A 12,109-nucleotide genomic window follows, 5' to 3' on the forward strand; every position below is an offset into this window, starting at 1 on the left:
TGGGGTCGGCGACGACGGCGGGCAGGCCGGCGGCGAGCGCACGCGCGCCCTCGACAGCCAGCGCCGCGTTGATCGGGTCGGCCCGCGGTGCCCACAACGAGTCCACGCAGTGCGCCAGGGCGTTGAGGCCGCTGGCCACCGACAGGCCGACCGGCAGCGAGAGCATCAGGGTCGAGTCGTAGACGACGGCAGCCGGCAGCACCCTCGGGTCGGGGCCGGTCGTCTTCGTGCCGCCCTCGGTCAGACCCCAGACGTTCGTGGCCTCGGACCCGGCGTACGTCGTCGGCACGGCGATGATCGGCACTCCGGTCGTCAGGGCGACGGCCTTGGCCAGGCCGGTGGTCGAACCGCCGCCGACGCTGACGATGGCGTCGACCTGGGAATCGCTGGCGGCGGCCCGGGCCCGTTCGGCGACCTCGACCGGCACATGCATGCGCACCTCGTCGTGGCGCAGGGCCACGTCGATGCCGGCGGTCACGGCTTCGGCGAGCGCGGCCTCGCTGGGGGAGGCGATGCACATGACTCGCTTTGCTCCCAGGAGCTCGACCTCGGCGGTCACGGCGGCGGCCGCGTCACCGGCGGCGAAGCGCACCCGCTGGGGCAGTGTCTCGTGGGTGAACCTCATGCCGCGCCTGCCAGGGAGCGCACGCCCATCGCGTCGAAAAGCGTGTCCATCGAGGTGGCGAGCGTATCGGCGGTATCGGCGGTTGCAGCGACGCAGAAATCGGGCCGCACGAGCAGGTGGTTGACGCCCTGTTGTTTCATCCACCGACCGTACGCCCCCTCGACGTCGATGACATCGGCACCCGAGCCGGGGGCGCCGACCGAGACGATGCGCCCGCCGATGCCCTCGAACCTGGCCTGCTGTTCGGGGGGGAGCGGCGCGGCCTGGCGCACGTCGGAGAGGAGCATCCACCCGGTGCCGACGACATCGTCGAACCGGCCAAAACGACCGTGGTGGGCGACGCGGCCCGCGATGGCGGGGCGACCGGCGTGCGCGTCGTCGGCGATCCACGCTCCGGGACCCAGCGTGGCCAGGTGCGGGTGGACCGGACCGATCTCGCGTTGGACGAGGTGCTCGGCGATCATGCGGGAGTCGCGTTCGGCCGCCTCGGCGGGGTCGGCGACGCAGATCGTGCGACCGAGGTCCACCGCGAAGTCGATGTACCAGCGTACGTTCGTCAGGCGCTCGCTCGAGTAACCGTCGAGGCTGTCCCAGCCAGCGTGCCCCTGCAGGATCAGGTCGAGGTGCCAGCACAGGTTCGCGGCGTCACGCAGCCCGGCGCACATCCCCTCGCCGGCAAAAGGCGGCATGAGGTGAGCGGCGTCCCCGGCCAGGGCGATCCGCCCGACGTTCCACTGGTCGAGGTACTTGGCCTGGAATCGCCACACGACGGCTCGCTCAAGGACGGCGTTGTCGGGGGTGACGTCGAACGGCGCAAGCAGTTCCCAGACCCGCTCGTCGGCCTCGAGTTCGGCGGCGGTCTCGCCGGGCAGCGCCATGAACTCCCAGCGTCGACGGCGCGGGGACGTGGGGGTCGGTCCGGGGCCCCCGGGCACGACCGTCGTCGGGCGCACCGGGTCGCAGACCTGATAGTGCGGAGGGTCGTATTCCTTGTCCTCGTTTGGCAGCACGTCGACGACGAGCCAGTCGTAGTAGAACTCGAGGTCCTGCATCGTCAGGCCGAGGTCCGCGCGCACCTTGCTGTTGGCGCCGTCCGAGCCGATCAGGGCCGCCGCGCGCACGGTGCCGGTGACCCCGCCCTCCTTGACCGTGCAGGAGGTGCCGTTGACCTCGGTCTCGCGGTGGGTCAGCGTGACCCCGTCGGCGTCCTGCTGGATCTCGCCGACCTGGTGGCCCTGCAGCAGGGTGACGTTGGGCAGGGAGGCGATGATCTGGCGCAGGCGCTCCTCGAGCGCGGGTTGGCTGAACCAGTAGCGGTTGCGCCACCCATCGTCGGCCTGGTTCATCCAGTCGACCTCGGTGAGCACGTCTCCGTTGGCGTTCTGCCAGCGGTAGATCGCGTCGTAATAGTCGATGCACTCGTCGTCGTCGGCGTTGATGCCGATCGAGTTGAGCAGGCGGGCGATCTCGTGGTCGAAGGTCACCGCGCGGGGTCGGGCATAGGGGGTGGCCCAGCGGTCGAGGCCGACGACTCGGTAGCCCTTCGTGCCCAGCACGATGGCCGAGAACAGGCCGACCGGCCCCAGTCCGACGATGGCGACGTCGCAGTCGTGATGTGTGTTCGTGCTCATGGATCCTCCTTTGGATGCGAAGCAGATGGGACGAGTATGAAGCATCCCTCATGTATGAGACAACCCTCATTTGTGATTCGAGGTGACCCGACGAAGGGAGCGCCGTTGGTACCGTGTCGCGGACCTGCCCCGACTGCCGAAGGACGGCCGATGCCCACAACCCCGAAGGTGGGGCGCACCGACCGTCGGCGCGCGCTCAACCGCCAACGGCTGCTCGACGCCGCTGTGAGCCTGGTGGCGGAGGTCGGCGCGGACGCCCTGACTGTCTCGGCCGTGACCGAACGGGCCGACCTCGGTGCGGGCACGTTCTACAACCACTTCGCCTCGCGCGAGGAGCTCATCACCGAGGTGGTACGCACGACAGTGGAGACGCTGGGACAGCGCCTGGACGCGATGTCGGCACCCCTGGAGGATGCTGCCGAGGTGTACGGATTCTCGCTGCGTCACCTCATGGGCGCGGCCGTCAGTGACCCGCTGTGGGGGTGGCTGATGGTGCGACTGGGCGTCGCCCACGACGAACTGCTGGCCACGCTGGGCCCGCGAGCTCGGCGCGACCTGGCCAAGGGCATGGAGTCGGGGCGATTCCGGATCCTCGACCTCGACATTGCCACCGCCATCACCTTCGGGGCGCTCCTGTCGACGATGCGCGTCTACCTGGCGGGGGAGCGTGACGTCGATCCGAGCGTGGTCTTCGCCGAGACGATGCTCCGGATGGTCGGGTTGTCGCCGGCGGAGGCGCGCGACGTGGCCCATCGCCCGCTCCCTCCGCTTCGCTCGCTCGAGGAGGTCGAGGCCGGGAAGCTGGGCTGAGGCCCCCGGTGGGCCTGTTTCGGACACGCCGAGCAGCCCTCGGTTCGCATCGACGGGCTCGATCGGTTAATGTCTCTCCTCGCGCCCCGCGTTCGAAATGCCAACTGGCGGGGCCGTGCGGATGTAGCTCAGTTGGTAGAGCGCAACCTTGCCAAGGTTGAGGTCGCCGGTTCGAGCCCGGTCATCCGCTCGGAGGGTTTGCCGCCCCCATGGTGGAGTGGCCGAGAGGCGAGGCAACGGCCTGCAAAGCCGTGTACACGGGTTCAAATCCCGTCTCCACCTCGAGTTGTACCCCTCACGGGCGATTGGCGCAGTGGTAGCGCGCTTCCTTGACACGGAAGAGGTCACTGGTTCAAACCCAGTATCGCCCACCAGCGTAGAAGGCCGCTGACCTGCGGAGATGCTGTTCAGGGGTGGCGCGGGCCCTGATCCATGGCGCGGTGGGCGAGCGCCACGGAAAAGTGCCAGCGTCACCAGTTATTACATGCGACCCTCAACTGTTTCCTGCGACACTCCAAGGTTTCTGTGGCGCTCGGCAGACGGAGCGCCGTTCGCCTCAGCACGCGCGAGACGGAGAACGCGACCTCGTCGGGTGTCAGCGGTGAGACGGTCACCCCTCCATTCTCCGTCGTCGCCCGACCCCCACGGCTAGGCTCACCGACATGAGCAACGACGCACTCCACCACCACGGTCAGGACGTTCTCGACGACGTCATCCCCCTGGGTCGCGATCTGCGACGCATGATCCCCGACGTGTACAAGGGGTATGCGGCCGTCCACTCGGCAGCCCTTGCCCCGGGCGCGCTGGATGCCAAGACCAAGGAACTCATCGCCCTGGCCATCGCCGTGACCAGACAGTGCGACGGCTGTATCGCCTCGCACGCCAAGGGAGCAGCCGGCGCGGGTGCGAGCCAGGAGGAGGTCGCCGAGATGTTGGGCGTCGCCATCCTCATGAATGGCGGCCCGGCGACGGTCTACGGGCCACGCGCCTACAGCGCCTTCACCGAGTTCTTGGGCAAGCAGGGCTGAAATACCCCCGCCCGTACCCTCGCGTCACGGCTCCGTTGGCCCTATGGTCGATGGACAGGGACTCTTTCCCTGTGCCACCCGCAGAGGAGGAGCCATGTCACAGCCCAGTCGCCACACCTTCATCGACCGGGATGTCGTCATCGAACTCAACGAAGTCTGGCTGGAGGGCGTCTCCGACGAACAGGTCTCGACGTACATCAACGTGCTCGTCAGAGCGCACGAGCAGGCGGCACACCTGACGGAGGCAGAGCTCGCCGAACGACTCACCGAGGGGTTCGCGGCGAGTTCGGTGCCCGTCAAGAACCCCCGCGTGAAGCGGCTGGCCGAGCAGTTGCGGCTGGGGGCCGGTCACGACCTGACAGTCATCACCGATGGCGGGCGCCTGCTGTACGGCAACCCGAACGAGGACCAGGCGCACCACGTGCCCGATGATGCGCCGGGCGACCCGGGCGGCGGCGGCCACCGCCCCTGGTTCAGCTGACCCCGCCGTCGGCTGACGACGGCTCAGGCCGGCAGGATCGTCGGCCTGAGCAGCGACACCAGCAGGAACCCGGCCAGCGACAGCAGCAGAGGCCACACGACCACACCCCACAACAGGCCGCGCCACCAGTTGCGCCGGGTGTCCTTGGGTGGGGTGACCTGCTCCGTCACCCCGGCCGGATCGTCGTGTGTCCAGATCGGCAGATCGTCACGTTTGACCGCACCACCGGCCGGTGCGGAGGCACCCGCTCGGCCGCGCAGCAACTCGACCACCGCGTACGCCACCGTGCCCAATCCGGCGGGTATGGCCAGCATCCAGAACCAGTACCACCGGGTTCCCCACCCGGGGCGCGGACCGGTGATGATCAACGCCAACGTACCCAGGAGGAGTGCGGCGGTGAGTGCTTCGGCGACGCTGATGCCGCTTGGCCGGTTCGCGTCGACGGCCGCGAGCGCCCCCGAATGTGGCCCGTGCGAGACCAGCCCGGCCACGCGCTTCTCCGCCGAGCCCCACTTCGACAACTCCGAGTGACGACCGAACTGGAGGAGCGGCATGATCGACGTGGACGTGGCTCCCTCGCCCGGCGGCATGACCACACGTACGCGGTCGTCGAACCAGCCACGCGCGTCGTCCTTGAGCGTGTACGCGACGATCCCGCCGGCCGTGGATGCGGTGCCTTCGGTCAGAATCAGACGAATGCCCGTCTGCATGGTCGTCGTCGGGCCCTCCTGCGACCCGGAGGCCAGCGCGATGTCGGACACCGTCCCGGCATCGGCGTCGCGCTGCAGATCGTCGAGGGTGACCATCTGATAGCCCGACCGCACCCCGAGCAGGAGGATGACGGCCCACAACGCGATGATCCCCAGCCCCGCACTCAGTTGCCAGTATCGCGTCCGGTTCGTCTCGCGGGCCTGCCCGAGGTAGTCGCTCGTCACGGCCCAATCCTGCCCGACGGCTGGTCGTCTCGCCCCTTCGAACACGCCTTCCCAAGCCGCGGGGCGCCCGACTACTCTCCGGGCCATGACTGCAGTGGGCAATGAGGCCAGTGGTTCACCCGACGCCGGCGAGGTGGTCGACGTCGATGTCGCCATCGTGGGGGCCGGCCCGACGGGGCTCTTCGGCGCCTACTACGCGGGGATGCGGAGTTTGAGCGTCGCGCTCATCGACTCCCTCGAGGAGCCCGGGGGACAAGTCAGCGCGATGTACCCCGAGAAGCTCATCCACGATGTCGCCGGTTTCCCGTCGATCTCGGGCCGCAACCTCGTGGACAATCTCGTCACGCAGGCCGCCGCCGCCGACCCGATCTACCTGCTCGGCCAGGAGGCCCAGGACCTGACGCGACTCGACCCAGCGGAGCGCGGTGTGGGGGAGTCCGCATTGCCGCGCCACTTCATCATCACCACGAGCGCAGGCACGCAGGTGCGCACCGGAGCCATCGTCGTCACCGGTGGCATCGGAACCTTCACCCCGCGACCGCACCCGGCCGGTGAGGAGTTCCTCCACCGCGGATTCTCGTTCTTCGTGCCGGACCCGACACCGTTCGCCGGGGCCGACGTCGTGGTCGTCGGCGGTGGCGACAGCGCCGTGGACTGGGCCCTCATGCTCGAGCCGATCGCCAAGTCGGTCACGCTCGTGCACCGGCGTGCGAAGTTCCGCGCGCACCCGGCGAGTCTGGCTCGGCTGCAGGCGAGTTCGGCGACCATCATCACCGACGGGGAGGTGAGCGCCGCCCACGGGTCGACCCATCTCGAACAGGTCGAGGTCACGGTCAAGGGCGAGGACACCCCCCGCCTGCTGCCGTGTACCCGCATGATCGGTGCCCTCGGCTTCACCGCCAACCTGGGGCCGCTGCTCGAATGGGGGATGGAGATCACGGGGCGTCGGTACATCAACGTCGACACCACCGGGGTCACCGCCATCCCGGGGGTGTACGGCGCGGGCGACATCGTCGAGTACCCGGGCAAGGTCCGTCTGATCGTCGTCGGCTTCGGGGAAGCGGCGATCGCGATCAACAACGCGGCGGTCTTCCTCGACCCGTCCGCCCACCTCTTCCCCGGTCATTCGAGCGAGGAATCGGCCGCGGAACCGGCCTCCACGAGCGCCTGAGAGCCGATATCGGGGTCAGAAATCTCCGGCGCTGCGCCGCATCGTCGTCAGGATCCGCACGAGGTCGGTGATGTCGTCGTCGGAGAGCCCGAGGTCGCCGAACACCTCGGCGTTGAGGCGGTCGGTGGCCTCGGCCGCGAGCGACCGACCAGCCTGAGTGATCTCGACCAGCGTGGCCCGACGATCCTCCGGGTGGGGGAGTCGCGAGACCAGACCCGCGCCCTCCAACCGATCGACCGCATTCGTCACGCTCGACTGGTGCACCTGCAGGCGCGACGAGACCACGCTCATGGGCAGTGCACCGCGCTTGCTGAACACGAGCAGCATGAGCAGTTCGTAGCGCGAGAACGTCACGCCCATTGGCTTGAGCACGGCCTCGACGCGGGCCAGGGCGATCTGCTGCGCGCGCATGAGCGAGGTGATCGCGACCATGCCGTCCGCCGCGCCCGCCCAGCCATGTTCGACCCAGTTCTGGTGGGCCGCCTCGATGGGGTCTCGGTGCAGGGTCGTCACGGCGTTCTCCTCGGTGCGCGCGGATGTGCGTCACACCACCATACATTGACGTCCATTAGTTGGATGTCATAGCATTCAGGTGTTCCTGATCCTCCATGCCCTGGGAGCCCACCATGTCCACACCGGCACTGCACGTCCCCACCAACCCGGTGAGGATCGTCACCGCGGCCAGCCTCTTCGACGGCCACGACGCCTCGATCAACATCATGCGGCGCATCATGCAGAGCCAGGGTGCGGAGGTCATCCACCTGGGCCACAACCGCTCCGTCCAGGAGGTCGTCGACGCCGCGATCGAGGAGGATGCTCAGGGGGTGGCCGTCTCGTCGTACCAGGGCGGGCACGTCGAGTACTTCGAGTACCTCGTGCAGTCCCTGCGTGAGCGCGGCGCCGGTCACGTCCGCGTCGTGGGCGGTGGCGGCGGCGTCATCGTGCCCGAGGAGATCGCCCGCCTGCGCAAGTCCGGCGTGACGATCTTCTCCCCGGAGGACGGGCAGCGTCTGGGCCTGGTCGGCATGATCAACAACGTCATCGCCGACTGTGACTTCAACCTGTGGGAGACCGGCGCGGCGGACGTCGATGCCGTGCTGACCGGCGACCGCACCGCTCTGGCCCGCGCGATCACCGGAGCCGAGCTCGGTGCCCTGAGCGAGGATGTCCGGGCTCGTTTCGCCGGCGCCGCCGCGACGACGACCACCCCGGTCCTGGGCCTGACCGGTACCGGTGGGTCGGGCAAGTCCTCCCTGACCGACGAGCTCGTCCGTCGCTTGCGCGTCGACCAGGAGGACAAGCTCCGGATCGCCGTCGTCGCGATCGACCCGACCCGTCGCCGGGGCGGAGGCGCCCTGCTCGGCGACCGCATCCGCATGAACTCGCTCGACGGCGACCGCGTCTACTTCCGCTCGCTGGCCACGCGCGGCGACAAGGAGGTGCCCGAGGCACTGCCGCAGGTCATCGACGTGCTCAAGGCCGCCGGGTTCGACCTGATCATGGTCGAGACTCCGGGCATCGGTCAGGGCGACGCCGGCATCGTGCCCTTCGTCGACCTCTCGATGTACGTCATGACCCCCGAGTTCGGTGCCGCCTCGCAGCTCGAGAAGATCGACATGCTCGACTTCGCCGACGTCGTGGCGATCAACAAGTTCGAGCGACGCGGTGCGATGGACGCGCTGCGCGACGTGGGCCGCCAGATGGTCCGCAACCGTGAGGCCTTCGGCAAGAAGCCCGAGGACATGCCTGTCTTCGGCACCTCGGCCGCGACGTTCAACGACGATGGCGTCACGGCGCTCTACCAGCACCTGCGCGGCGAACTGGCCGCCAAGGGGCTGCCGGTCACCGAGGGGACCCTGCCGCACGTCGACGTGCGGCACTCCAGCGGCATCCGCCAGGTCGTCCCGGCCACGCGCGTGCGCTACCTCTCCGAGATCTCCGAGACGATCCGTGGTTACCACGCCGACACCGAGACCTACGCCGAGGCCGCCCGCCGCGTCCAGCGCCTTGAACTCGTCGACGACGAACTCGCCGCCGCCGGTCACGAGGACCACGCCGTCGACCAGCTCCTCAAGGTCGCCCGCAAGGCCGTGCCGACCGAGGTCAAGGACCAGATCGAGGCCTGGCCCGGTGTGGTCGAGTCCTACTCCGGCGACGAGCAGGTCGTCCGGGTGCGCGACAAGGAGTTGCGCACCAAGCTGACCAAGGAGTCGCTCTCGGGCAACAAGATCCCGCGCGTCGCCCTGCCGCGGTACAAGGACCACGGTGAACTCGTGTCGTTCTGGCGCCGCGAGAACCTCCCGGGCTTCTTCCCCTTCACCGCCGGGGTTTTCCCGTTCAAGCGCGACAACGAGGATCCGGCTCGCATGTTCGCCGGTGAGGGTGACCCGTTCCGCACCAACCGTCGATTCAAGCTCCTCTCCGAGGGCCAGCCGGCCACCCGCCTGTCGACCGCGTTCGACTCGGTGACCCTCTACGGCCGTGACCCGCACCCGCGCCCCGACATCTACGGCAAGGTCGGCACCTCGGGTGTCTCCGTCGCCACGCTGGACGACATGAAGGTGCTCTACGGCGGTTTCGACCTGCTCGCACCGACGACGTCGGTGTCGATGACGATCAACGGTCCGGCCCCGACGATCCTCGCGTTCTTCCTCAACACCGCGATCGACCAGCAGGTCGACAAGTTCCGCGAGAACGAGGGCCGCGAGCCGAGCGGAGCCGAGTACGACGAGTTGCGCGCCTACGCGCTGCAGAACGTGCGCGGCACGGTGCAGGCCGACATCCTCAAGGAGGACCAGGGCCAGAACACGTGCCTGTTCTCCACGGAGTTCTCGCTGCGCATGATGGGTGACATCCAGCAGTGGTTCATCGATCAGGGCGTGCGGAACTTCTATTCGGTGTCGATCTCGGGCTACCACATCGCCGAGGCCGGGGCGAACCCGATCAGCCAACTCGCGTTCACGCTGGCAAACGGGTTCACCTACGTCGAGTCGTACCTCGCCCGCGGCATGGACATCAACGACTTCGCGCCGAACCTGTCGTTCTTCTTCTCCAACGGCATGGACCCGGAGTACTCGGTCATCGGCCGCGTCGCCCGCCGCATTTGGGCGGTGGCGATGAAGGAGAAGTACGGCGCGAACGACCGGGCGCAGAAGCTCAAGTACCACGTCCAGACCTCCGGTCGCTCGCTGCACGCCCAGGAGATGGACTTCAACGACATCCGCACGACGCTCCAGGCGCTCATCGCGATCTACGACAACGCCCAGTCGTTGCACACGAACGCCTTCGACGAGGCGGTCACCACGCCGACCACGGAGTCGGTCCGTCGCGCCCTGGCCATCCAGCTCATCATCAACAAGGAGTGGGGCCTGGCGATGAACGAGAACCCCAACCAGGGGTCGTTCATCATCGACGAGCTCACCGACCTCGTCGAGGCGGCCGTGCTGGCCGAGTTCGACCGCATCTCGGAGCGCGGTGGCGTGCTCGGCGCGATGGAGACCGGTTACCAGCGCGGCCGGATCCAGGACGAGTCGATGCTCTACGAACACCGGAAGCACGACGGCTCCCTGCCGATCATCGGGGTGAACACCTTCCGGGCGCCGGAGTCCGAGGCGCCGCAGACCACGGTGGAGCTGGCTCGGGCGACTGAGTCGGAGAAGCAGTCGCAGCTCGATCGGGTGCACGCCTTCCAGGACACCCACCGCGACGAGGCCCAGGTGCAACTGGCCCGACTCAAGGACGCGGCCGTGGCCGGAGACAATGTGTTCGCCGTGCTCATGGACGCTGCCCGGGTCTGCTCGCTGCAGCAGGTCACCGACGCGTTCTTCGAGGTTGGCGGCCAGTACCGACGCAACGTCTGACCCCGCCTGCAGATGAGGAGGCCTCGGGTGCCCAGCGCACCCGGGGCCTCCTCATCTGCCGGACACGCAGGGTTCATCCAGCCGTCACTCGCTCGACACCCGGGATCGGGAGGGTGGAGGGCATGCGAACCATGACCCGATCCTTCGCCCTGACCGCCGGTGTCGCCGTCGCCGCTGCGCTTGTCCTCCCAGCCCAGGCGGCCATCCCGGCATCGCGACCCAGCGCTGCTCCGCACGCGACCGTGACCACGGACAACGAGACTCCCGTCCTCTTCGACGATGAGGCCGGGGGCAACGCCTCCGGCGACGACCCGGCCATCTGGGTGAACTCGAAGAACTCCCACAATTCGCTCGTCCTCGCCACGGCCAAGGAAGGCGGCCTGCGGGTCTACGACATGAAGGGCGGCGAACTCCAGTCACTGGCCGCGACCGCGTTCCCCGCGGCCGGTCGATTCAACAACGTCGACATCGCCTACGGACTCAAGGTCGGCTCGCGTCGTGTGGACGTCGCGGCCGTGTCGGACCGGTACAACGACACGGTGCGCTTCTTCGCCATTGACCCGGCCGGTGCCACGGCCGCCACCCCGCTGCGTGAGATTACCGCCGAGGGGTACAAGTGGCTGTTCGTGACGTCGCAGTCCGAGCTCGAGGACGAGCACACGGCCTACGGCCTGGCCGTGTACCAGCCCACCCGCGGCAAGGACAAGGGCAAGACCTTCGTCGTCGTCACCCGCGAGGGCAATACCACCCTCGCGGTGGCCCAGGTTCTCCCCAAGGCCGACGGTACGGTCGCCCTGGGCAGCCCGCGCCTGATCACCATGCCGCGCACGTTCACCCTGCCGGACGGCTCGAGCTGGTACCCCTGCGAGGAACCCGGTGTCGACCCGCAGTTCGAGGGCGTCACCGTCGATCAGCGCACCGGCACCCTGTACGCCGCGCAGGAGGACGTGGGCCTGTGGCGCATCGAACTCGAGAAGCGCTCGGCCACACCGGTCCTCATCGACAAGGTCAAGGACTTCGGCGTCACGGACGTGTTCGACGCCGACGAGGAGGAGTGCGTGGTCGCCGGACCCGACAAGGGCTTCGGCGGGAAGTACATCGAGGCCGATGCCGAGGGGGTCGACATCTGGTATGGCCCCGGTGCGAATGGCTACGTCGTGCTGTCCAGCCAGGGCGACGACACCTTCGTCGTGTACGACCGCAAGGGCAAGAACAAGGTGGTCGGCACCTTCTCGGTCGCCGGCATCAAGGGTGCCGACGACATCAACGGCTCCGACGGCCTGGCCATCACCAACCGGCCCGTCGGTCGCTTCCGCCAGGGCCTGGTCGTCACCCACGACGAGCCCGAGACCTGGGCCGGCATGACCGAGGCCGAGGTGGACCGCGACCCGACGAACTTCTCGTACGTCTCCTGGGGTGAGGTCGCCAAGGAACTCAAGCTCAAGAGCCACGGCAAGGCCGGCACCAAGGCCGGTAACGACCCGCGGTTCCGCTGATCCCGCCTGCTGTCCGGCGGTGCGGCGGGGCACAATGGTCACGCCGCACCGTCTGACAGAGAGGGACAACGC

At 68.4% G+C, this 12,109-nt stretch carries 10 protein-coding genes and 3 tRNA genes; 9 read left to right on the forward strand and 4 right to left on the reverse strand.

The genetic code is table 11. The features are described 5' to 3' along the window. Positions 1–625 (reverse strand): iron-containing alcohol dehydrogenase (locus tag KD1_RS00400; RefSeq protein WP_157073088.1); only part of this gene is annotated, 625 nt, incomplete at its 3' end. After that, complete coding sequence (gene mhpA, locus KD1_RS00405) at positions 622–2,256, reverse strand: bifunctional 3-(3-hydroxy-phenyl)propionate/3-hydroxycinnamic acid hydroxylase MhpA (protein ID WP_068395884.1); 1,635 nt, start codon at positions 2,254–2,256, stop codon at positions 622–624. The genes mhpA and KD1_RS00400, both read right to left, overlap by 4 nt. Before the next feature lie 150 nt (positions 2,257–2,406). Between mhpA and KD1_RS00410 the strand changes: the two genes are divergently transcribed. The 6 genes from KD1_RS00410 to KD1_RS00435 all read left to right on the forward strand — a co-directional run bounded on the left by KD1_RS00410 (position 2,407) and on the right by KD1_RS00435 (position 4,575). Beyond that, a complete protein-coding gene (locus KD1_RS00410; protein ID WP_068395887.1) occupies positions 2,407–3,066 on the forward strand; it encodes a TetR/AcrR family transcriptional regulator in 660 nt (219 codons plus the stop codon). A gap of 117 nt (positions 3,067–3,183) precedes the next feature. Continuing rightward, a tRNA-Gly gene (locus KD1_RS00415) sits at positions 3,184–3,256 on the forward strand. Between the two features lie 21 nt (positions 3,257–3,277). Beyond that, positions 3,278–3,348: transfer RNA gene (locus KD1_RS00420), tRNA-Cys, on the forward strand. A 17-nt stretch (positions 3,349–3,365) separates the two neighbouring features. Beyond that, positions 3,366–3,440 (forward strand) — tRNA-Val (locus tag KD1_RS00425). Positions 3,441–3,728: 288 nt separating this feature from the next. After that, a complete protein-coding gene (locus KD1_RS00430) occupies positions 3,729–4,094 on the forward strand; it encodes a carboxymuconolactone decarboxylase family protein (RefSeq protein WP_068395890.1) in 366 nt (121 codons plus the stop codon). Positions 4,095–4,188: 94 nt separating this feature from the next. Beyond that, the gene (locus KD1_RS00435) at positions 4,189–4,575 is read left to right on the forward strand and encodes a hypothetical protein (RefSeq protein WP_068395893.1); all 387 of its coding nucleotides are present in this window, start codon (positions 4,189–4,191) and stop codon (positions 4,573–4,575) included. A 23-nt stretch (positions 4,576–4,598) separates the two neighbouring features. Here the strand turns inward: KD1_RS00435 and KD1_RS00440 are convergent, their stop codons facing one another. After that, a complete protein-coding gene (locus KD1_RS00440) occupies positions 4,599–5,510 on the reverse strand; it encodes a hypothetical protein (RefSeq protein WP_068395896.1) in 912 nt (303 codons plus the stop codon). 85 nt (positions 5,511–5,595) lie between these two features. On the opposite strand from KD1_RS00440, the gene KD1_RS00445 reads away from it, so the two are divergent. Continuing rightward, the gene (locus KD1_RS00445; RefSeq protein WP_217995757.1) at positions 5,596–6,681 is read left to right on the forward strand and encodes an NAD(P)/FAD-dependent oxidoreductase; all 1,086 of its coding nucleotides are present in this window, start codon (positions 5,596–5,598) and stop codon (positions 6,679–6,681) included. A gap of 15 nt (positions 6,682–6,696) precedes the next feature. Here the strand turns inward: KD1_RS00445 and KD1_RS00450 are convergent, their stop codons facing one another. Continuing rightward, positions 6,697–7,194, reverse strand: coding sequence for a MarR family winged helix-turn-helix transcriptional regulator (locus KD1_RS00450; RefSeq protein ID WP_068395899.1), 498 nt, complete (start codon positions 7,192–7,194; stop codon positions 6,697–6,699). Between the two features lie 113 nt (positions 7,195–7,307). Here KD1_RS00450 and icmF point away from each other — a divergent pair, with 113 nt between their 5' ends. Continuing rightward, entirely contained in the window at positions 7,308–10,541 is a 3,234-nt protein-coding gene (gene icmF / locus KD1_RS00455; protein ID WP_068395902.1) for a fused isobutyryl-CoA mutase/GTPase IcmF, read from the forward strand. A gap of 122 nt (positions 10,542–10,663) precedes the next feature. Then, a complete protein-coding gene (locus KD1_RS00460; RefSeq protein WP_068395905.1) occupies positions 10,664–12,037 on the forward strand; it encodes a phytase in 1,374 nt (457 codons plus the stop codon). Positions 12,038–12,109 lie beyond the last annotated feature (72 nt).

It is taken from the genome of Kribbia dieselivorans NBRC 106261 (assembly GCF_001552435.1).
Classification (GTDB): domain Bacteria; phylum Actinomycetota; class Actinomycetes; order Actinomycetales; family Dermatophilaceae; genus Kribbia; species Kribbia dieselivorans.